Annotated in this window: 20 protein-coding genes; 10 read left to right on the top strand and 10 right to left on the bottom strand. The window is 63.2% G+C overall.

Features of this window, described 5'->3' with window-relative positions:
• Window positions 1-57: 57 nt before the first annotated feature.
• Window positions 58-2,157, bottom strand: coding sequence for a molybdopterin oxidoreductase family protein (locus ACE10Z_RS16500; protein WP_375788859.1), 2,100 nt, complete (start codon window positions 2,155-2,157; stop codon window positions 58-60).
• A gap of 124 nt (window positions 2,158-2,281) precedes the next feature.
• A complete protein-coding gene (locus ACE10Z_RS16495) occupies window positions 2,282-3,352 on the bottom strand; it encodes an ABC transporter substrate-binding protein (RefSeq protein WP_375788858.1) in 1,071 nt (356 codons plus the stop codon).
• A 175-nt stretch (window positions 3,353-3,527) separates the two neighbouring features.
• On the opposite strand from ACE10Z_RS16495, the gene ACE10Z_RS16490 reads away from it, so the two are divergent.
• The 4 genes from ACE10Z_RS16490 to ACE10Z_RS16475 all read left to right on the top strand — a co-directional run bounded on the left by ACE10Z_RS16490 (window position 3,528) and on the right by ACE10Z_RS16475 (window position 7,274).
• Window positions 3,528-4,478, top strand: a complete 951-nt coding sequence (locus tag ACE10Z_RS16490) for a tripartite tricarboxylate transporter substrate binding protein (protein WP_375789854.1) — start codon at window positions 3,528-3,530, stop codon at window positions 4,476-4,478.
• A 39-nt stretch (window positions 4,479-4,517) separates the two neighbouring features.
• Window positions 4,518-5,228: a molybdate ABC transporter substrate-binding protein gene (locus tag ACE10Z_RS16485; protein WP_375788857.1), complete on the top strand. Its 711-nt coding sequence runs from the start codon at window positions 4,518-4,520 to the stop codon at window positions 5,226-5,228.
• Between the two features lie 243 nt (window positions 5,229-5,471).
• Entirely contained in the window at window positions 5,472-6,395 is a 924-nt protein-coding gene (locus ACE10Z_RS16480; protein ID WP_375788856.1) for a 2-dehydropantoate 2-reductase, read from the top strand.
• 115 nt (window positions 6,396-6,510) lie between these two features.
• A protein-coding gene (locus ACE10Z_RS16475) for an IS5 family transposase (RefSeq protein ID WP_375789853.1) occupies window positions 6,511-7,274 on the top strand; the annotation gives its coding sequence in 2 pieces (ribosomal slippage) (window positions 6,511-6,846 and window positions 6,849-7,274; 762 coding nt in all).
• Here ACE10Z_RS16475 and ACE10Z_RS16470 read toward each other — a convergent pair.
• Window positions 7,271-7,471, bottom strand: coding sequence for a hypothetical protein (locus ACE10Z_RS16470; RefSeq protein WP_375788855.1), 201 nt, complete (start codon window positions 7,469-7,471; stop codon window positions 7,271-7,273). The genes ACE10Z_RS16475 and ACE10Z_RS16470 overlap by 4 nt on opposite strands.
• Window positions 7,472-7,553: 82 nt before the next feature.
• On the opposite strand from ACE10Z_RS16470, the gene ACE10Z_RS16465 reads away from it, so the two are divergent.
• The 5 genes from ACE10Z_RS16465 to ACE10Z_RS16445 all read left to right on the top strand — a co-directional run bounded on the left by ACE10Z_RS16465 (window position 7,554) and on the right by ACE10Z_RS16445 (window position 12,523).
• Window positions 7,554-8,291 (top strand): GntR family transcriptional regulator, encoded by a 738-nt coding sequence (locus ACE10Z_RS16465; protein ID WP_375788854.1) that lies wholly within the window; start codon window positions 7,554-7,556, stop codon window positions 8,289-8,291.
• A 42-nt stretch (window positions 8,292-8,333) separates the two neighbouring features.
• Window positions 8,334-9,365, top strand: a complete 1,032-nt coding sequence (locus tag ACE10Z_RS16460; protein WP_375788853.1) for a TRAP transporter substrate-binding protein — start codon at window positions 8,334-8,336, stop codon at window positions 9,363-9,365.
• Between the two features lie 42 nt (window positions 9,366-9,407).
• Window positions 9,408-9,920 (top strand): TRAP transporter small permease, encoded by a 513-nt coding sequence (locus tag ACE10Z_RS16455; RefSeq protein WP_375788852.1) that lies wholly within the window; start codon window positions 9,408-9,410, stop codon window positions 9,918-9,920.
• A gap of 15 nt (window positions 9,921-9,935) precedes the next feature.
• Window positions 9,936-11,231 carry a TRAP transporter large permease gene (locus ACE10Z_RS16450; protein WP_375788851.1) on the top strand — a complete coding sequence of 432 codons (1,296 nt, stop codon included), beginning with the start codon at window positions 9,936-9,938 and terminating at the stop codon, window positions 11,229-11,231.
• A gap of 200 nt (window positions 11,232-11,431) precedes the next feature.
• Window positions 11,432-12,523, top strand: a complete 1,092-nt coding sequence (locus tag ACE10Z_RS16445; protein ID WP_375788850.1) for an amidohydrolase family protein — start codon at window positions 11,432-11,434, stop codon at window positions 12,521-12,523.
• A gap of 15 nt (window positions 12,524-12,538) precedes the next feature.
• On the opposite strand, the gene ACE10Z_RS16440 is transcribed toward ACE10Z_RS16445, so the two are convergent.
• From ACE10Z_RS16440 to ACE10Z_RS16410, 7 genes are all read right to left on the bottom strand, one after another.
• Complete coding sequence (locus ACE10Z_RS16440) at window positions 12,539-12,808, bottom strand: hypothetical protein (RefSeq protein ID WP_375788849.1); 270 nt, start codon at window positions 12,806-12,808, stop codon at window positions 12,539-12,541.
• A gap of 141 nt (window positions 12,809-12,949) precedes the next feature.
• The gene (locus ACE10Z_RS16435) at window positions 12,950-13,687 is read right to left on the bottom strand and encodes a Crp/Fnr family transcriptional regulator (RefSeq protein WP_375788848.1); all 738 of its coding nucleotides are present in this window, start codon (window positions 13,685-13,687) and stop codon (window positions 12,950-12,952) included.
• A gap of 293 nt (window positions 13,688-13,980) precedes the next feature.
• Entirely contained in the window at window positions 13,981-14,820 is an 840-nt protein-coding gene (locus ACE10Z_RS16430) for a phosphodiesterase (protein ID WP_375788847.1), read from the bottom strand.
• 9 nt (window positions 14,821-14,829) lie between these two features.
• The gene (locus ACE10Z_RS16425) at window positions 14,830-15,888 is read right to left on the bottom strand and encodes an ABC transporter ATP-binding protein (RefSeq protein ID WP_375788846.1); all 1,059 of its coding nucleotides are present in this window, start codon (window positions 15,886-15,888) and stop codon (window positions 14,830-14,832) included.
• Window positions 15,885-16,670, bottom strand: a complete 786-nt coding sequence (locus tag ACE10Z_RS16420; protein WP_375788845.1) for an ABC transporter permease — start codon at window positions 16,668-16,670, stop codon at window positions 15,885-15,887. The genes ACE10Z_RS16425 and ACE10Z_RS16420 overlap by 4 nt, the downstream gene beginning before the upstream one ends.
• Window positions 16,671-16,674: 4 nt before the next feature.
• Window positions 16,675-17,490, bottom strand: a complete 816-nt coding sequence (locus ACE10Z_RS16415) for an ABC transporter permease (RefSeq protein WP_375788844.1) — start codon at window positions 17,488-17,490, stop codon at window positions 16,675-16,677.
• A gap of 38 nt (window positions 17,491-17,528) precedes the next feature.
• Window positions 17,529-18,536 carry an ABC transporter substrate-binding protein gene (locus ACE10Z_RS16410; protein ID WP_375788843.1) on the bottom strand — a complete coding sequence of 336 codons (1,008 nt, stop codon included), beginning with the start codon at window positions 18,534-18,536 and terminating at the stop codon, window positions 17,529-17,531.
• Window positions 18,537-18,730: 194 nt separating this feature from the next.
• On the opposite strand from ACE10Z_RS16410, the gene ACE10Z_RS16405 reads away from it, so the two are divergent.
• Complete coding sequence (locus tag ACE10Z_RS16405) at window positions 18,731-19,882, top strand: zinc-binding dehydrogenase (protein ID WP_375788842.1); 1,152 nt, start codon at window positions 18,731-18,733, stop codon at window positions 19,880-19,882.
• Window positions 19,883-19,901: the final 19 nt, after the last annotated feature.

The raw sequence follows: 19,901 nt of genomic DNA, 5'->3' as shown, positions 1-19,901 counted from the left end.
CGTGCGCTGTTGCCAGCCGACATTTGCGGCAGGATCGGCGCCGACTGCAAGCAGGATTTAAGCGGCGGCGGACGCCTTCCTGATCCAGACCTTGTTGTCGTGGAACGCGGCGCCGCCGAGCGGCGCGACGGCCTCCGCCCCAGTCAGCATGTTGATGCCGCGGCCGCCGATGTGGGACTTGTTCGGATGGATCGACTCGGCGATCAGCACGCCGCGGCGAACGCCATCGAACAGTTTTGCGGTGAGCGTGGTCTCGCCGCGGGTGTTGCCGAGCGTCACGGCCTCCCCGTCGGCAATCGACAGCGCGGCCGCATCATCGGGGTGAATCATCACGGTCGGCGCGCCCTCGCGGGCCTGCGACGACGGCGTCTCGTTGAAACTGGTGTTGAGGAAGCTGCGCGAGGGCGACGTCGCGAGCCGGAACGGATGCTGCGCGTCCGCCTCCTCGATGATGGTCCAGTGGTCGGGCAGCGAAGGCATCTTGTCCCACGCGCCCATCAACCCGCCCGCGCCGACCGGGACCTTACCCCAATCGACCTTGAAGTGGAACTTCTTGTCGGCATGGGCGAAGCCGTCGAGATAGTGCGAGGTGCGGAAATCCGGCTGTAGGTCGCGCCAAATGTCGGCCTCCAGCGTCTCGATATCGCCGTGCCCGCTTTTCTTCAAAGTTGCGTCTATCAGCTGGCGCGGCGTCATGTCGAAACCGGGATGCACCGCGTTGAGGCGGCGGCCGAGCCCCTGCAGCACCTCGTGATTGGAGCGGCATTCGCCGGGCGGATCGATCAGCTTCGGGCCGACCGAGATATGCTGATGACCGCCACCGTAATAGAGGTCGTCGTGCTCCATGAACATCGTCGCCGGCAGCACGATGTCGGCCATCTGCGCCGTCTCGGTCATGAACTGCTCGTGCACCGCGACGAACAGATCCTCGCGGGCAAAGCCCTGGCGCACCAGCGCCTGCTCGGGCGCCACCGTCATCGGATTGGTGTTCTGGATCAGCATCGCCTTGACCGGCCCACCGCCCTTCAGCGCCTCGGCATCGCCGGTCAGGATGCGGCCGATCTTCGACTGGTCGAGCACGCGCGTCGAGGGATCGATCGCGTCGTGGCCTTCAATGATCGACTCGTCGAAGCGCCAGATGCCGGCATTGTTGAAGAACGCGCCGCCGCCCTCATGCTGCCAGGCGCCGGTCACCGCGGGAATGCACAGCGCGGCGTGCATCTGCGCGGCGCCGTTGCGGCTGCGGGTGAACCCGTAGCCAAGTCGGAAGAACGAGCGCTTGGTGGTCCCGACCAGCCGCGCGAATGCTTCGATCTCCTCGACCGGCACGCCCGAGATCGCCGAGGCCCATTCCGGCGTGCGGGTCTTCAGATGCGCTTCCAGCTCGTCGGGGCAATCGGTATAGCGAGCGAGATAGTCGCGATCGGCAAATCCCTCGCGGAATAGCACATGCATCACGGCGCAGGCGAAGGCGCCATCGGTCCCCGGCCGCAGCAGGATCTTGATGTCGGCCTGCTTCATGGTCTCGTTGTTGTAAACGTCGACCGCCGCAATCTTCGCGCCGCGCTCCTTGCGCGCGCGCGATGCGTGCGTCATCACGTTGACCTGGGTGTTCACCGGATTGGTGCCCCAGATCACGACGAGGTCGGAGACGCCCATCTCGCGCGGATCGACGCCGGCGATCTTGCCGGTCCCCGCGGCGAAGCCGATGCGCGCGATGGTCGAGCAGATCGTGCCATAGAAGCGCGAATACTTCTTCACATGCGACAGCCGGTTGAGGCCGTCGCGCATCACGAGCCCCATGGTGCCGGCGTAGTAATAGGGCCAGACCGACTCGGCGCCGAACTCCCGCTCGGCGGCGTCGAAACGCGCTGCGATCTCGTCCAGCGCCTCGTCCCAGGAAATCCGCGCGAATTGGCCGGAGCCCTTCGGGCCGGTCCGGCGCAGCGGAACCATCAGCCGCTCAGCATGGTGAATCCGCTCGGCGTAGCGCGCGACCTTGGCGCAGACCACGCCGGCCGTATAGGTCTGTCGTTTCGAGCCGCGCACCCTGCCGATCGAGCGTCCCTCGATCACCTCGACGTCGAGCGCACAAGCCGAGGGGCAGTCGTGCGGACAGGTGGAATGGCGGATATCGACCTTGGCATGCTGGTTCATGGCCGAATTGGTAACATCAAATATCCGCTCCGCCGAGGGGCATTATCGACCCAATCCGGGCGAAAACCGCGCATAAGCCATGCGGCAAACGCCCAAATGCTCGGCTACCGGCCCGCTGCGTCCGTCAAACGCGGAAGATGCGGGTGTAGTGCGCCTTGATCGATTCCCCTTCCCTCTCCACCGCGGCGGGGTCGTCCTTCATCGTCTTGATGTCCTTCAACGGCTTGCGCCCGGCTTTCTCTTGAGCCTGCGCGTGGACCGACCTGAGGCCGCCGATCTCGACGTTGAGCTGCTGTCCCTCGCGCCCGAGCGCGAACGATTGAAACAGCCTTGCCGCATTCGGATGCGGACAGTCCTTGAAGATCCCGTTGGGGCCGACAATGATCGGCGACCCTTCGGTGGCGTAAACCGGCTCGACCGGTCGGCCGGCCTCCTTCAGCTGAAAGATGTTGTACTCGTTGCCGTCGGCCATCACCGCGCGCTCGCCGAGATCGAGCTTCTTTGGTGGATCGGTCGAGGACTGCACCTGCATGATGTTCTGCTTTGCGAGCTGCTCGAAGAAGCTCCAGCCGAGGTCGCGCTGCATCTGATAGGTCGCGGTCATGATGGTGCCGCTATAGCCGGGGTGCCCCTTCACGATCTTGCCCTTCCATTTCGGATCGAGCAGATCGGCAAAGCTCTTCGGCGCCTCCTCGGCCTTCACGAGATTGGTGTTGTAGGCAATGATCGAAAGCCAGACCCGGAAGCTTGCGAATTGGCCATCCGCATCGCGATGCTCGTCCGGATAGTATTTCGCGACCTCCTCCGGGACATAGGGCGCCAGAATGCCATCGCGCTTCCATACGATGAAATGCGCGGCGTCGGAGGAATTGACGACGTCGACCGCGTGAATGTTGCTGGAATATTCCTGGCCGACCCGCTGGAACACACGCTCCGCGCCGGTCCGCTCGACACGCACGGTGATCCCCGCGTACCTCGCCTCGAATGCCTTCGCCAGTTTCTCGGCGACAGGCAGATCGGTCGAGGTGTAATAGACGACCTGTCCCTCTTTCTTCGCCGCCTCGATCAAGGTCGGCGTTACCGGTTCCGCAGGTGGTGCGGCAGCGATCACGCGCGTTGAAAAGGCGGTCCCAGCCAGCACGGCACTGGTGCCCTTCAGCAGATCGCGGCGCGATAGCCCAGGATGTTTCCTCATTTGATTCCCCGCACGCGATGGCGAAGTTTGAGTACACCGTCCTCCCGCCCTTATTCCGATGCGCGAAGACGATGTCTGTCGTCGACAGATGCTTCAGGTTGCAGCTAGACTTCTGGTCAAGAAAGAAGACTAAAGTTGGGGGAGACGATCAATGGCGGGCTTTCGGTACGCCTTGATGTGTGTCGCGGCATTGCTGACCGTGTCGATGCCAGGCGGACATGCGGACGCCGAGGATTACCCGGCGCGGCCGGTCAGGATCATCGTTCCCTTTGGTCCCGGCGGTCCGGCCGACGTCGTGGCGCGCCAGATCGGCAGCATCTTGCAGCAAGACCTCGGCCAGCCCTTCGTGGTGGAGAACCGCACCGGCGCCGGCGGCGTGATCGGCACGCTCGAGGTCGCGAAGGCACCGGCCGATGGCTACACCCTCCTGATGATGTCGAACACCCAGACCGCCAATGAATCGCTGGTGCCTCAGCGCAAATATGAGCTGATGCGCGACCTGATGCCGGTCGCATCGCTGAACACGTCGGATCTGGTGATCGTGGTCCACCCTGCCGTGCCGGCCAGGACGTTGCAGGAATTCATCGCGCTTGCGAAGGCAGAGCCCGGAAAGCTGAACTACGCCTCGTCGGGTCAAGGGACGCCGTATCACATGGCGGGCGAGTTGTTCAAAGCCATGGCCGGGATCAACATCGTGCATGTGCCCTACCGCAACAGCGGCGAGGCCCGCAGCGGCGTCATCGGCGGCCAGGTCCCGATGATGATCGACGCCGTTCCGGCGATGGCCCCGAATGTTGCCGAGAACCAGGTGCGCGCGCTTGCGACAACCGGCAAGACCCGTTCCGCGGTGTTGCCGAACGTTCCCACAGTCGTCGAGGCAGGCGTCTCCGGTTATGAGGCAACGATCTGGCTCGGCCTGATGGCACCAGCTGGTACGCCGAAGCCGATCGTCGACAAACTCAACATGGCCGTGAATGCAGCGGTGAGACGGCCGGAAGTCGAGAAGCTCTGGGCCGAACAGGGCGCGGTGCCGATGACCATGACACCGGAAGCCTTCGACAAATTTCTGCGCGCCGATATCTTGAAGTGGGCAGACGTCGTCAGAAGGCTGGACAAGAACGAATAGACACGTAGCAGCAAGACCGTGGTGACGGAACAGGTGCAAATGAAGACGTTGAACATCCTGAGCGGCGGCGCGGCGCAGGGACTGGTGCGCAGCCTTGAGGCTGCATTCGAAGCCGAAACCGGCCTCGGCATTGCCGGTGATTTTGGCGCGGTCGGCGCCATGACCGACAGATTGCGCGCCGGCGTTCCGACCGACATCGTCATCCTGACCGCTGCGCTGATCGCGAAGCTCGCCGACGAAGGGCTGCTCTTGCGCAGTTCGATCACCGACATCGGCCGCGTTGAAACGGCGCTTGCCGTCCGCGCCGGCGATCCGCCGGCGAGCGCTGAGGACGCCGCCGGCCTGCGCGCGGTGCTGCTCGATGCGGACGCGATCTTCGTGCCCGATACCAAAGCGGCAACCGCCGGAATTCATGTCGCCAGGTTGCTGGCGCAACTCGACATTGCCGACGTCGTTGCCGGCCGGCTGAGAATCTATCCGAACGGCGCGACGGCCATGCGGCATCTGGCCGAGTCGAGCGACCGGCGGCCGATCGGTTGCACGCAATCGACCGAGATCATCAGCACGCAGGGTGTCGTGCTATCGGGCACGTTGCCGCCGGGATGCGGGCTCGCGACCATGTATAGTGCTGCCGTCGCGACGCAGGCCTCGGCTGCACCGCAGGCGCAGCGCCTGATCGCGCTGCTGACGTCGTCGGACACATCGGAGTTGCGCAGCCGGGCTGGATTCGTCTCCGGCCTAGCGTCGTAGACACCAACCAAGGACAGTCAGGCTCAAGAGGCTCCGACCGACGGCAATTTGGTCGCGATGCATCCGAAACCGGACACACTATGCTCACCTTGAGTTTTTGCCGAACCCAACTCGGATGTCGCCGGGGTGGATCGACCAGCGCGACCGAAAATCGATCCGGTCCGCCGTTATCCAGCCGGTTCCAATGTGCTAGTGTTGCCGATCGGCACTTCTCTGCCGTTCGCGGCTCGGCGAGGTGAGACCATGAAGATTCTGGTCATGGGTGCTGGCGGCATTGGCGGCTACTACGGTGGGCGCTTGGCGGCCGCGGGGCAGGACGTCACATTCGTCGCGCGCGGAGCGCATCTCGACGCAATGCGCCGGGATGGGCTGCAGATCAATGGTATCAGCGGCAATCACACGGTGAAGCCGGTGAAGGCCGTCAGCGATCCTGCCGAGGCTGAGCCGCCGGAGATGGTGCTTTTTGCCACCAAGCTCGGCGATACCGAGCGCGCGGCGAAAGCGTTGCAGGCCGCGGTTCGGGACGGCACCACGATCATCTCGCTGCAGAACGGCATCGAGGGGCCGGACCTCATCAGGGCGCACCTGCCGCGTGCGCACGTGGTGCCGGGCGTGGTGCGCATCTCGAGCCACATCGCGCGGCCTGGCGTGATCGAGCACAAGGCGCAACCCGGCCGCATCGAATTCGGCGAGCCGGATGGACGAGCGAATCCGCACCTCGAGGCCTTCCAACAGGTGTGCAAGGAGGCCGGCCTCGATGCAGTGCTCACACCAGAGATCCGCTACAATGTCTGGCTGAAGTTTGCATCACTCGCACCGAGTTCGGGCATGATGACGCTGACGAATGCGTCTTACGGACCGATGCGCGAAACGCCCGGCACCCGCGCCCTGTTTGAGGATGCCGTGCGCGAGGTGATCGCCGTCGGCCTCGCAGCCGGCGTGCCGTTCAAGCCCACCGACTTCGCGACGATCATGAAGGCCGCCGACGCCAATCCCCGCGAAATGATCACCTCCATGCTGCTCGACCGGCGAGCCGGCAAACCGCTCGAGATCGACTATTTCTCGGGCGCCTTGGTGCGCATGGGTGAGAAGCTCGGCGTACCGACCCCGACGCACAAATTCATTGCCCAGGCCTTGTCGATCGATGCCAACGGCCGCAAAGCATGATTTGAAAGCAATCGCGGCTCGGTCGAGATAAACTCATCCCATTCTAGGTGGTGTGGACTCTAAGGATTCCCTTTTAGGAGCAAATCAGATTCAAGGCTGCTTTTGGGAGGCCGCCTTGGGAGTGATGGACCGTTTGGTATTGAGCGACGCGGCGTGGGAGCGGATGGCGCCGCTGATCATAGGGCGCCCCGATCAGAAGGGCTCCACCGGGCGCGACAACCGGATGTTCGTGGAAGGTGTGCTGTGGATCGTGCGTACGGGGTCTCCCTGGCGCGATCTCCCGGAGGTCTTTGGCGATTGGAACAGCGTGTTCCGGCGCTTCAGCCGATGGAGCATCAAGGGTGTTTGGTGGCGGATCTTCGAGGCGATGTCCGATGATCCGGACTTCGAATATCTGATCGTCGATTCCACCATTGTTCGGGCGCATCAGCACGCCGCCGGCGCCAAAAAGGGGGGTCTGAAGATCAAGCGATCGGTCGCTCGCGCGGGGGCCTGAGCACCAAGATACATATGGCCGTTCGAGGCTTGGGATGTCCGGTGCGGTTCACGCTTACCGCAGGTCAGAAGGGCGATGCACCGCAAGCCGCCGCATTGATCGAAGGCTTATCCGCCGAGGTCGTCATGGCCGACACCGCCTATGACGCCGATCATCTGCGCCAAGCCATTGTTGCCAAAGGCGCGATCGCCGTCATTCCCAACAACCCGTCACGCGCGCTCAAATATCCGCTCGACAAGCACCTCTACGCCCAGCGTCATCTCGTCGAATGCTGCTTCTCAAAGCTCAAGCAGTTCCGACGCGTCGCAACCCGCTTCGAAAAGACCGCCCGAAATTATCGCGCCGTCATCACCCTCGCAGCCATTGTTCTATGGATGCGCTAGTGTCCACACCACCTAGCGCGCCAGTTGCGTGAGACCCGTCGGCGGTCCATCGACCGCCGTCCAGCCGCCGTCGCACACAGCACACGTGCGCCAAGCGACGCCAGCGCCTCAGCCGAGGACCTCCTGATGCCCGAGGCCGCGCCCAGCACCACGTCGGTCTTGCCGGTGAGATCGAACAGCTTGCGATAGTCGGTCATGTGAGCTCTCCGGATGCGACCGATGCCTCGTTTGCCTTCCATCACGGCTTCATATACTAATATATCAATTTTGGGAGCAAGAATGCCCGCGCGCTCACCGAAAAGGCTCCGCAACCCCGCCGGCCAGCGGCGAACCGGTCGTCCGCGGACCGCAACTGCGGCGGCGCGGATATATGCCGAGCTGCGTGCTGAACTCGTCTCGCTAAAGCGTAAGCCTGGCGATCCGATCATCGAGGCCGAGATCGCGCGCGCATATGGCGTCAGCCGAACACCGGTGAGGGAAGCCATCCTGCGCCTGTCGGATGAGGGCCTGGTCGAGATCTTCCCGCAATCGGGCATCTTCGTGTCTCGCATCCCGCTCGCCGCACTTCCGGAGGCGATTATCGTCCGCAGGTCGCTGGAGGAGACCACGACCCGCATGGCGACCGAGCGCGCCAGCGCCAGCCAGATCCTCAGCCTGCACGCGATCCTCCAACGCCAGCGCGAGGCCGAGATGGCCGCCGATCGCGAAGCATTCCATCAGGCCGACGAAGCCTTTCACGCCGGCATCGCCGAAATCGCCGGCCACCCCGGCATCTGGAAGCTGATCCTGCAGGTCAAGATTCATGTCGACCGCTTCCGATGGCTCACTCTGCCGCAGCGCGGGCGGATGGCCGAAGTCATCGCCGAGCATGAGGCCGTGATGGCAGCGATCGAGGCGCGCGACCCGGCATCCGCCGGAGCCGCGATGGCGAGGCATCTCGAACGGCTTCTGGCCGACATCTCGGCCACCCAGCACGACAATCCGGAGTTCTTCGACGAGCAAAGCCAGCCGGCATGACCGCGGCCGGACTCCGGCCAAGACATTTTTGGGAGAAATGACATGAACCGTGCAGATCGATTGCAGCACCGCGGCGCGGGGCTCAACCGTCGCGACGTCCTCAAGATCGGCGCCGGCCTTGGCGCGGTCGCTGCGACTTCGGCGCAGACAGCCCTCGCCCAGTCGAAGGCGGTCTTCAAGGCGTCGGACGTTCAGCCGCCGGGCTACCCGACGGTGGTCGCGACGGAAAATCTCGGCAAGAAGCTGGCGGCGGCAACCAACGGCCGCCTGTCGCTGCAGATGTTCCCTTCGATGCAGCTCGGCGGCGAGAAGGAAACCATCGAGCAGACCCAGATCAGCGCGATCCAGATGCTGCGCGTCAGCGCCGGCTCGATCGGCCCGATCGTCGACGACATCAACGTCGTCAACATGCCCTTCCTGTTCAAGAACATGGCGCATGCCGAGCGGATGATGGATGGCCCGATCGGCCAGGAGTTGCTGGACAAGATCACGGCGAGCCCGAATGCCGGACTGGTCGCACTGTGCTGGATGAATTCCGGAGCACGCAGCCTCTACAACACCAAGCACACGATCAGGACGATCGCCGATATCAAGGGCCTCAAGTTCCGCGTCATCGGCAATCCGATCTTCATCGACATGATGAACGCGCTTGGCGGCAACGGCGTCGCGATGGGCTACGACCAGGTGTTCAGCGCGTTGCAGACCGGCGTCATCGACGGCGCCGAGAACAATCCGCCGAGCTACGTCTTCAGCAATCACTACACCGCCGCGAAACACTTCTCGCTCACCGAGCACCTGATCGTTCCCGAGGTGCTGGTGTTCTCGAAACGCGCCTGGTCCGCGCTGGCAGCCGATGACCAGACGCTGATCAGGAAGCTTGCCCGCGAGGCGCAGATGGAAGAGCGCGGGCTCTGGAACATTTACGAGCAGCAGGCGATGGAAAAGGCGAAGGCTGCCGGGTGCGAGATCATCGAGATCGCCGACAAGACGCCATTCCAGAACGCGGTCAAGCCGGTATGGGACAAATACGGCCCGAAATACCAGGACATGATCGGACGTATCCAGTCTGCCTGACGTCACGCCATACGGGGAATCGTCCTCTTACGGGAAATGGACATGGCCGGATCATATCGCCGCGCGATGGACTATTTGTATCTTGCCTGCATCATCACGGGATCTTTCGCGCTGATCCTGATTTCAGCCGTCATCCCCTGGGCAGTATTTACGCGCTATGTCCTGAACAGCGCCGCGTCATGGCCCGAACCTCTCGCGGTGCTGCTCACCATCGTGGTGACGTTCATCGGTGCGGCCGCCGGATATCGGCTCAATCTGCATATGAACGTCGGATATTTTGCCAACAAGCTGCCTGCCCCGCTCCGCAACCTGACCGACCTTGTCGTCCAGTTGCTGATGGGCCTGATCGCACTGTTCATGATCATCTGGGGCGCGCGGCTCGTCGAGGTGACCCGGTACAACACGATTGCCGACTTCCCGTCGCTTTCGGTCGGCGTCACCTATCTTCCGATTCCGGTCGGCGGCGCCTGTCTGCTGCTGTTCATCATCGAGCGGATTTTCCTGGGTGCGCCGCCCGATCCGATCGCACCACACCGCGACTTTTCCGCCGACTGATCGCGAGAGGCCATCATGGATATCCTCATTCTGCTCGCGACCATGCTGCTCTGCTTCCTGATCGGCATGCCGATCGCCTATTCGCTGGCGATGGCGGCGATCGTCGGCGCCTTGTGGATCGGCATTCCCCTGGAAGCGGTGATGCTGAAGATTTCCGACGGTGTCAGCAAGGTGGCGATGCTGACGATCCCGTTCTTCGTGCTGGCCGGCGCGATCATGGCAGAGGGCGGCATGGCCCGCCGCCTGGTTGCGTTTGCCGACGTGCTGGTTGGACTGACGCGGCTGCGCGGCGGCCTCTCGATCGTCAATGTGCTTGCGACGACATTCCTGAGCGGCATTTCCGGATCGGCGGTCGCCGATACATCCGCCATCGGTTCGGTGATGATCCCGCAGATGGAAAAGAACGGCTACCCGCGCGTGTTTGCGACCAACCTGACGATCACCTCGTCAGTCCAGGCCCTTCTAGTGCCGCCGAGCCACAACGCGGTGCTCTACTCGCTGGCGACGGGCGGAACGATTTCGATCAGCGCCCTCTTTATGGCCGGCGTGTTCCCCGGGCTGCTGCTCGGCTTCTCCCTGATCATCCTGTGCCTGGCCGTCGCCTACCGCGAGAAGCACCCGCACGGCCAGATCGTGCCGGCCAAGGACGCGATCCGGATCGCCATCGATGCCTCCTGGGGTCTCATCACCCTCGTCATCATCCTTGGCGGCATTCTCGGCGGCATCTTCACCGCAATCGAAGCCGGCGCGATCGCTTGCATCTGGGCCTTCTTCGTCACGATGTTCATCTATCGCGACTATCGCTGGCGCGACCTGCCGGTGCTGCTCCATCGCACACTGCGCACCGTCGCGATGGTGATGACGCTGATCGCGTGCGCCTCCAGCGTCGGCTACATCATGGCCCTGACGCAGATGCCGGCCAAGATGACCGCCTTCTTCCTGTCGATCTCCGACAACAAGTACGTCATCCTGCTCCTGATCAACGTCCTGCTGCTGGTGCTCGGCACGCTCGTCGACATGGCGCCATCGATCCTGATCGCGACGCCGATCCTGTTGCCGGTCATGAAAAACTTCGGCGTCGATCCGGTCCATTTCGGCATGATCATGCTGCTCAATCTCGGCATCGGCCTGTGCCATCCACCGGTCGGAGCAATCCTTTTTGTCGGCTGCGCGGTCGGCAAGGTCACGATCGAGCAGGTTATGCGCAAGATCTGGCCATTCTACGCGGTGATGTTCTTTGTCCTGATGTGCGTGACCTATCTGCCCGAGATATCGCTCTGGCTGCCGCGGCAACTCCAGGTGCTGCACTGAAAGCAAGCGGCGTCTTGCGCAAGCGCGGCAAACGCGTCAGCGTCACGGGCAGAATCGCGCCCGCGACGTCATCGCCAAGGCCGGGAAGGCTGGTCTGAGCAGATCAACATTGCGCGACACGCACAGCGTGTGACCTTGCGACCGCTCGCCGGCATCCCTACGCTCCCCATCCATAACAAAAGACCAGGGAGGCGATCGTCATGGCCACAAGGCGGGATTTCCTGAAAGCGGGAGCAGCGGCGGCAGGCATCGTGTTCTGCGGCTGCGGGCTCGTCCACAACGCGAATGCGCAGCCATCGCGACAGAAATTGCCGGTCACCGTCGACGGCAAGCGTGTCAGGACGATCGACATTCACGCGCATTGCCACTTCCGCGAGGCCGGCGCGCTGCTCGGGGTAGACGCCGGAAAATATCAGCTACCGCCGGTCAACGGCGCCGCCGAGGCCTTCATCGAGATCGACAAGCGCCTCGCGGCGATGGATGCACAGGCCGTCGACATGGAGGTGCTCTCGATCAATCCGTTCTGGTACGACCGCGATCGCGATCTCGCCGGGAAGATCGTGAAGATCCAGAATGAAAAGCTCGCCGAACTCTGCGCTTCGAAGCCCGAGCGGTTCGCGGCCTTCGCCTCGCTGACGCTGCAGGCACCGGACCTTGCGGTGCAGGAGCTTGAGACGGCGGTGAAGAAGCAGGGGCTGAAGGGCGCGGCGATCGGCGGTGTGGTCGACGGCGTCGAGTTCTCCGATTCCAGGTTTCATCCCGTGTGGGCCAAGGCCGAGGAACTCGGCGTTCCCCTGTTCATCCATCCGCAGGGCGTTCCCGAGCTCGGCAAGCGGCTCTCCGGTAATGGCTGGCTCGGCAACACCATCGGCAATCCGCTCGAGACCACGATCGCACTCTCCCATTTGATCTTCGAGGGTACGCTCGATCGCTTCCCGGGATTGAAGATCATCGCCGCGCATGGCGGCGGCTATCTCCCCTCCTATGCCGATCGTTCGGACCACCCCTGCCTGGTCGGCCCCCAAGGATGCAACCCGCAGACCAAGCTCCAGAAGGCGCCGACCGAATATCTCAAGCAGATCTACTTCGACTCGCTGATCTTCACGCCCGAGGCGATCCGACACCTCGCCGCCCAGGTTGGCGCCGGCCAGATCGTGCTGGGAAGCGACTATCCCTATCCATGGCAGCTGGCGCCGGCCGACCACATCTTCGCCTGCTCATCGCTGAGCGACGACGACAAGGCGAACATTCTCGGCCGGACCGCGGCCAAGCTGCTCGGCGTTGCCGCGTAAGGACAGAGCCAACGATCAGTTGGCCTTCACCGTCCGTGTCTCATTGCGCGGCAGGGCCGTGGGCGCCGGCTGCGCGATCCTGGGCAATGGATTAGCGTCGACGGCCTCGTTTCCAGCGAACTCCGCTTGCGCCGCGTCCGATATCCATTTGACCGCGGCGGGGTGGCTGACCAGCATCCCGATCAATGCAACGACCACGAGCACCGGCAGTGCGATCAGCTTGATACTGAAGCTCCCGTAGTTGCTTTCCGGATCCTGCTGCCGGTTGTCGAAAGAGCCCTGCATGGATTCCTCCACAGTGCGAGTGTGCACCACCGAAGCGTCACTTACCGCAGGGCACGCGCGGCCGATGTGAATGGTTTCACAGGCTTTGTCCGGTTCACCCTTTCGTGAAATGCCGGAGCGACCGCGCAGACGGGAGAGCGACTACTCGCCGTCAGCAGCCCCGGCGTCGACCAGCGCCTGCAGCGACTCGGGCTTCAGCACGACGATCGCGCCATGCTCGAGCCTGACCCAACCGCGTGTCGCCCACGCGCGGAGCTGCTTGTTGATGCTCTCGCGGGTCATCCCGACCATCTCGCTGATCTCCTGCTGGGTGATCGAGATGGTGCGCCCCTGCGGCTTGTGCTTGTCGCTCAGGCGCAGCAGCGCGCTCGCCAGACGGCCCGGCAGGTCTTGCAGGATCACCTGCTCGACCTGGTCGCTGGTCCAGCGCAACCTCGCGCACAGCAGCTCGATGAACTTCATCGCAAGCGTCGGCTGGCTGCGCACGAACGGAATGAACTCGCGCCGGTCGATGACGAACAGCTCGCAATTGGTGTTGGCGGTGGCATCGGCCGTCCGCGACAAGCCGTCCAGCAGCGCGATCTCCCCGAATATCTCTCCTGCTTCGATCAGGTTCAGGATCGCGTTGCGACCGTCCGGCGACGAGATGCTGATTTTCACCGTGCCCGAGATCACCGCAATCAGGCTGGTGCCCGGATCGCCCTTCGAGAAGATCGTCGTTCCGCGCTTCAGCGTGGTGTGCTTGGCATAACGGCAGAGCTGGTCGAATGCCTCGGGCTCGAGATCGGCAAAGTAAGGATGCTTGCGCAGCACCGATAGCTTGTTGTTTGAAAACAACGGCGCGCCGGCAGTTCGTTCTATGGGCAGCGCACCGGTCATTGTGATCCAGACTGATTGTGTTGCGTTCAATCGGCGCGCCAGCAGCGCGACACCGACAAGCCATCGATCAATGAAATCGGAAAGGACTATAGCCCCACCGGGGGCCTACAGCAACAAAAGGTCCGGGCCAGTGAAATCGGGCTAGAAGGCATCCAAGGTACAATTTGGAATAAATATGCGCCTAGTTGCAACGTTCAATTGTAGGCCACGGCCGCCCTTGATCTGGAAAACCCGGCCATCAGCGGCAATCCCGCCTGGCAAGACCGGTCCGTGTGAGGGGCGACGCCACCCGCTCACAGCAGCTTGCCGTCCGGCCCAAAGAACGGATGCGGCCCGTCAAACTGACCGATGGGGATCTGGTGCGTGACCAGCTGTCCAAAGTCCTGTCCGGGAAACCACGTGTGCAAATGAAACGCAGGCGGTTCCACCTTGAACGAGGGTTCACGGAGTTGTCCGAGGTCCAGGTCGACCGCATGGTTCGGCGCGGGGCATATTGTCACGGGAATCCCGGCGAAGGTGGTCAGCATCGCGCGATGGACGTGTCCGCACGCGATCAACCGGACACGTGGGTGACGCTTGACGATGTCCGCCAATGCGTCGGCATTGAAGAGGTCTTGCCGGTCCATATGCCAGATGCCGCCCTTGAATGGCGGGTGATGCAGGAAAAGCAGCGCCGGCCGGTCGACCGCCGTCGCCAGCGCCGCGTCCAGCCATTGCAGCGTGGACGCTTCGAGCATGCCGTGCGGCTTGCCGGCGACGCTTGAATCAAGCAGCAGGAGATCGAGACCATTCACTTCGATCTTCTGGTCGAGCGGACCTGTTGCGCGAACAAAGGGCGCGGCCGGAAACGCTTCGCGCATCCACTCCCGCGAGTCGTGATTGCCGGGAATACCGGCAAACGACAGGCGCAGCGGCGCGAGCAATTGCTTGAGATAGTCGTATTCCTGGACCGACGGCGTATCGACAAGGTCGCCCGAGATGACGACGAAATCGGGCGCCGGCTCGAATGCGTTGAGCGCGGCCACACAGCGCTCAAGCGCCTTCGCGGTATCGACCCGGCCATAGGCCAGCGCTCCCGGCGGCTTGATGTGGAGGTCGGATATCTGTGCGATGAGAACCGGTTTCGTCGGCATCGATCAATCTCAGGGTTCGGACGGCAGGAGACGAAGCGCGTCGGGAGCGATGGACAACCCGATTCGATCGCCAACCTTGGCCTGGATGGTGTTGGGCGCGTCGACATTGAGCGGCTTGCCCGATGCACCACTCACCACAATTCGCTGCCGGTCGCCGATGAAGCTGACGGAATCGACGAGTCCCGAGAGCCCCGCCGCCCCGGCGCCCGTCACGCGAATGGTTTCGGGGCGGATCATGACGGTCGCGTTCGCAGTCATTATGCCACCCTCGATCGGCAATCGTCCGCCGGGCAGGATCAATACGCCGTTGTCGATCGGAGCTTCCACGATGTTCGCCGCGCCGATGAACTCCGCCACGAAGCGGTCCTTGGGTGCGAAGTAGACCTCGCGCGGCGTGCCGATCTGGGCGATCGCACCTTTCCGCATCACGACAATGCGGTCGCCCAATTCCATGGCTTCGGACTGATCATGGGTGACATAGATCGTCGTAATACCAAGTGCTCGCAACAGCCGGTTGAGTTCGCCTCGCAGCCGGTCCCGCAAGGCGGCATCAAGCGCGGTCAAGGGCTCGTCGAGCAGCAAGATGCCGGGCCGGATCGCTACGGCACGCGCCAGCGCCACGCGCTGACGTTGGCCGCCCGAAAGCTGGTCGATGCGGCGGTTCTCCAACCCGGTGATATTCGTGAGGGCAACCAGTTCGGCGACGCGTGCGGCACGCTCGTCCCTGGCAACACCCCGGATCTTCAGGCCGTAGGCGATATTGTCCGCCACCGTCATGTTGGGAAACAGGGCGTAGGACTGAAACACCATGCCGACATTGCGCCGTTCGATCGGGACCGAGGTCATATCCTTGCCGTCGAACAGCACCTTGCCGCCCGCATCCGGCAACTCGAGGCCCGCGATGATGCGCAGCATCGTGGTCTTGCCGCAACCGGATGGGCCGAGCAGCACCAGCGTCTCGCCGCGCGCGATGTCGAGGGTCGCAGGATCGAGCGCCCGCGTGCCGTCGGCAAAGGTCTTGCCGCATGCCTCGATCCGCACCGCCGCACCGTGCCCCGCCGTACTCATCGCTTGTGATCCTTGTCGGCCAGCAGTTGCATCGCGACCAGCAGCGGAATGATCATCACGAAGAAGATCAGCGTGTAGGCCGACGCCACTTCGAGCCGCATCGAGGCGTAGCTGTCGGCGAGTCCGATCGGCAGCGTTTTCGTCAACGGCGTATGCAGCATCCAGGTCAGGTTGAATTCGCCGAGCGACAGCGTGACCACCATCAGTGCACCGGCCAGAATTCCCGGCAGCGCATTCGGCACGATAACATCGCAGAATCGCCGCCATGGCGATGCCCCGAGCGAGGCAGCCCCCTCATCGAGCGTCTTGATGTCCACGGTCGCAAACACCGCCATGACCGAGCGCACCATGAACGGCATGGTGAAGATCACGTGGCCGACCAGGATAAAGAGCCAGGAGCGGCGAAAGCCGCCAAAGCTCCCATAGGCGAGCAGCAGCGCGAGCGCGATCGCAAGCCCGGGGATCGCCAAGGGCAGCGTAATGATCTCCTCGACGATGCGGGCCAGCCGGCCGCCCCGCGCATGCAGCGCGTACGCCGCGGGGACGCCGGCGAGCAGCGTAACGGCAAGCGTCGCGAATGCGATCACGAAGGAGAGCAGAATGGTGCCGGCATAAAGCTCCCAGACCTGGGCGACCCATTGCAGGGTCACACCGGACTGGATGCCCCGGAAATAGTTGACGGTCACGCCGGCGGAGATCGAAAGCCCTGCGGGCACCACCAGGAACGCCGCAACGAGCAGCGTGAAGATGAACTGGCCGGTGAAGATCAGGCGATCGCGCATGCGTTCACCCGGCCGCCGCGACCGCGCTGCCGCTGAAGGTGCGGGCCAGCGCAAGGATGAGCCAGGTGATCAGGCCGAGCCCCACCGACAGCGCGGCCGAGGTCGCGAAATTAGCGGCCAGGGTGAACTCGGTGTAGATCAGCATCGGCAGCACGTCGATATTGGTCGCCAGCGTGAAGGCGGTGCCGAAGGCGCCCATCGCGGTCGCAAATGCGATCGCACCGGACGCGACGAAGGCCGGCGCCAGTGCCGGCAGCACGACGTCGCGCTGCACCGCCCACGGGCTGGCACCAAGCGAACGCGCGGCTTCCTCCAGACCGACATCGAGCTTTTGCACGGCCGCCATGATGGTGAGGATCACGCGCGGGATCGAGAAATAGAGATAGCCCAGGAAGAGCCCGTAGATCGAATAGGCGAACACGAACTTCTCGCCGAAGATCCGGTTCGACAGATCGCCGATCAGCCCTTGCCGGCCTGCCAGCAGGATGATCATGAAGCCGACCACCACGCCGGGAAAAGCCAACGGAAAGGTCAGCATCGCGATCAGCACGGCGCGCCCGGGAAAGCGGTGCCGCTGCAGAAACATTCCGGCGATCGTCGCCACGATCAGCGTGACGACCGTGGTTGCCGCCGCCAGCAGCACGGTGTTGATCAGCGTCGCGCGATAGCGGGCTTCGGTCAGGATGGCGAGATATCCAACAAGCCCGTGCGGCCCTTCGGCGCCCGCCACCACCAGCCGTGCCATCGGCAACAGGAAGAACGCCGCGGTCACCAGCACGAGCGGCAGCAGGCAGAGCCAAACGAAGGATTTTTGCGACATCGGAAGAATGGAGCCCCGTCGAAGGGCACCATATTGCCTCAGCGGACCTCGGCGAGATAGCGGTCGACGAAAGCTTTTTGCACGTTTTCCATCTCGCCCCAGTCAACGCTCTTGGCGCGGGCATAATCGCTGTCGGGGAGGAATTTGCCCTTCACGGACGCGGGCAACTCAATCGGACGGGCCGGACGCAGATAGGCATTGGTCCAGATCGCCTGCCCCTTGTCGGACAGCAGATAGTCCATCACCTTCTTCGCCTTCTCCTTGTCGGGCGCGTTCTTCACGAGACCGACAACATAGGGAAACACCACCGACCCCTCGCAGGGAATGACAAACTCGAAGTTGCCCTTCTCTGAATACTTCGCGCGATAGGCATTGAAGTCATAGTCGAACAGAATCGGCATCTCACCCGACACGACGCGGGCATACGACGTCTGCTTGGGCACGATCGGATCGTTCTTGCGCAGTTCCTTGAAGAAGGTGATCACCGGATCGAAGTTGGTGGGCGAACCGCCCAGCGCGAGATTGACGGCGACCGCGCCGACATAACCGACCGCCGCGGACGACGGGTCGAGATAGCCGACCATCCCCTTGTAGTCGGGCTTCAGCAGGTCCTTCCAGCAGGCCGGCACCGGCTTGCCGCCGAGCGCGTCCTTGTTCACAAACAGGCCGAGCGTGCCGGAGTGGATCGTGGTCCAATAGCCGTCGGGGTCCTTGAGGCCGGCGGGGACCTGATCCCAATGCGCCGGCTTGTAGGGCTCGAGCGCGTCCTGGGCCTTGGCCTTCATACCGAAGGTCACGCCGAAATAGCCGATATCGCCGACCGGATTGCTCTTCTCGGCCAGGATCTGAGCCAGCGCCTGACCGGAATTCTTGTTGTCATGCGGAATATCGTAGTTGAGGTCCGCCTTGATCGCCTTCAGCATCGACGCCCAATCTGCCCACTCCGGCGGGCAATTGTAGCAGATCACATCGGCCGCCCTGGCGGATTGCCACGGCGCGAGCAGTGTCAGCGCCAGCAACGCAAGGACAAGGCGGACGGTCTTCATGGGAGGCTCCGGTCTGGGAGAGGATGCAATGCGGATTTCAACATCAACAGTCCGACCAAGTATAGACCGCGCATGAAGGTTTTGCGACGCGCTTGCTGCCGTGCAGCAAATGCAACAGCCCGGGTGCCAACGATCGGAAGCTCGCGGCAGACCATCGTTTAGCGCTAGGCTGAGAGCCAAAAGAGGAAGCGCCCATGTACCAGCCGCCCGGCGTCAAGACATCGCCCGACCTTCCCGTCCCCGACCTGATGAAAGCCTGGGTCCTTGGTGACCCCGACCAGCTCCTGCTTCGCGAGACGCCGACGCCGATCCCATCGCGTGCCGAAGTGCTGGTGCGCATCGACGCGGTTGCGATCTGTGCCACCGATCTCGAAATCATCCATGCCGGGTCGCCGGCAAGCATTCAAGGCGGCGCGCCCTTCAACAAGAACTTTACGCCGGGTCACGAATACATGGGCACGGTTGCCGCGCTTGGCCCTGGTGTCGACGAGTTCAGGATCGGTGAGCGGGTCAGCGTCGAGATCCACGCCGGCTGCGGCCAATGCAAACGCTGCCGCCAGGGCATGTACACATCGTGCCTCAACTATGGAAAGCCGGAGAAGGGTCACCGCGCCAACGGCTTTACGACCGACGGCGGATTCGCCGAATACGCAGTCAACCACATCAATACGCTGGCGCGCGTCCCGGATACCATGAGCGACGCGGAAGCGACGCTCGTGGTGACTGCCGGGACATCGATGTACGGCTTGACGGAATTGGGGGGATTGGTGGCCGGCGAGAGCGTCGTGGTGATCGGCCCGGGGCCGATCGGACTTCTCGCAGTTGCTGTGGCCAAGGCGCTTGGCGCAAGCCCGGTCATCCTGACCGGGACGCGCAACAAGCGGCTGGCGATCGGCCGAGAACTGGGGGCCGATCGCGTCATCAACGTCAACGACGAAGACGTCGTTGACGTTGTGAAGCAACTAACAGGGGGGATCGGCGCGGACTATGTCGTCGAATGTGCCGGCACCGAAGCCACACTCAACCAGGGCATTCACATGACCAATCGCGGCGGCAAGATCTGTCTGGCCGCCTTCCCGCACGAGGCCGCGACGCTGGACATCGCGCACCTCGTTCGAAACAACATCTATGCCTACGGCATCCGCGGCGAAGGTCGCAGCGCCACGCACCGCGCGATGGAATTGATGGCAGCGAAGCGGTTCGACGCGACCAGGATCCACACGCATACGTTTCCGCTGGCCGACCTGCCGACGGCGCTCAGATATGCGCGGGACCGCGTTGATGACGCGATCAAGGTCGTCGTCACCAATCGGAGAGCCGATGCGATCGCGAGCGCTGCGGAATGAGGCCCGTTCGGGCCGCTCG

Origin of the sequence: Bradyrhizobium sp. Pha-3, assembly GCF_042258615.1 — a bacterium.
Lineage (GTDB): Bacteria > Pseudomonadota > Alphaproteobacteria > Rhizobiales > Xanthobacteraceae > Bradyrhizobium.
This window is presented reverse-complemented; position numbering and strand designations above follow the sequence as displayed.

Bases quoted from the DNA above. Each gene is read 5' to 3' on its own strand.
- ACE10Z_RS16500 (WP_375788859.1), bottom strand. From the start codon at position 2,157: ATGAACCAGCATGCCAAGGTCGATATCCGCCATTCCACCTGTCCGCAC.
- ACE10Z_RS16495 (WP_375788858.1), bottom strand. From the start codon at position 3,352: ATGAGGAAACATCCTGGGCTATCGCGCCGCGATCTGCTGAAGGGCACC.
- ACE10Z_RS16490 (WP_375789854.1), top strand. From the start codon at position 3,528: ATGTGTGTCGCGGCATTGCTGACCGTGTCGATGCCAGGCGGACATGCG.
- ACE10Z_RS16485 (WP_375788857.1), top strand. From the start codon at position 4,518: ATGAAGACGTTGAACATCCTGAGCGGCGGCGCGGCGCAGGGACTGGTG.
- ACE10Z_RS16480 (WP_375788856.1), top strand. From the start codon at position 5,472: ATGAAGATTCTGGTCATGGGTGCTGGCGGCATTGGCGGCTACTACGGT.
- ACE10Z_RS16470 (WP_375788855.1), bottom strand. From the start codon at position 7,471: ATGACCGACTATCGCAAGCTGTTCGATCTCACCGGCAAGACCGACGTG.
- ACE10Z_RS16465 (WP_375788854.1), top strand. From the start codon at position 7,554: ATGCCCGCGCGCTCACCGAAAAGGCTCCGCAACCCCGCCGGCCAGCGG.
- ACE10Z_RS16460 (WP_375788853.1), top strand. From the start codon at position 8,334: ATGAACCGTGCAGATCGATTGCAGCACCGCGGCGCGGGGCTCAACCGT.
- ACE10Z_RS16455 (WP_375788852.1), top strand. From the start codon at position 9,408: ATGGCCGGATCATATCGCCGCGCGATGGACTATTTGTATCTTGCCTGC.
- ACE10Z_RS16450 (WP_375788851.1), top strand. From the start codon at position 9,936: ATGGATATCCTCATTCTGCTCGCGACCATGCTGCTCTGCTTCCTGATC.
- ACE10Z_RS16445 (WP_375788850.1), top strand. From the start codon at position 11,432: ATGGCCACAAGGCGGGATTTCCTGAAAGCGGGAGCAGCGGCGGCAGGC.
- ACE10Z_RS16440 (WP_375788849.1), bottom strand. From the start codon at position 12,808: ATGCAGGGCTCTTTCGACAACCGGCAGCAGGATCCGGAAAGCAACTAC.
- ACE10Z_RS16435 (WP_375788848.1), bottom strand. From the start codon at position 13,687: ATGACCGGTGCGCTGCCCATAGAACGAACTGCCGGCGCGCCGTTGTTT.
- ACE10Z_RS16430 (WP_375788847.1), bottom strand. From the start codon at position 14,820: ATGCCGACGAAACCGGTTCTCATCGCACAGATATCCGACCTCCACATC.
- ACE10Z_RS16425 (WP_375788846.1), bottom strand. From the start codon at position 15,888: ATGAGTACGGCGGGGCACGGTGCGGCGGTGCGGATCGAGGCATGCGGC.
- ACE10Z_RS16420 (WP_375788845.1), bottom strand. From the start codon at position 16,670: ATGCGCGATCGCCTGATCTTCACCGGCCAGTTCATCTTCACGCTGCTC.
- ACE10Z_RS16415 (WP_375788844.1), bottom strand. From the start codon at position 17,490: ATGTCGCAAAAATCCTTCGTTTGGCTCTGCCTGCTGCCGCTCGTGCTG.
- ACE10Z_RS16410 (WP_375788843.1), bottom strand. From the start codon at position 18,536: ATGAAGACCGTCCGCCTTGTCCTTGCGTTGCTGGCGCTGACACTGCTC.
- ACE10Z_RS16405 (WP_375788842.1), top strand. From the start codon at position 18,731: ATGTACCAGCCGCCCGGCGTCAAGACATCGCCCGACCTTCCCGTCCCC.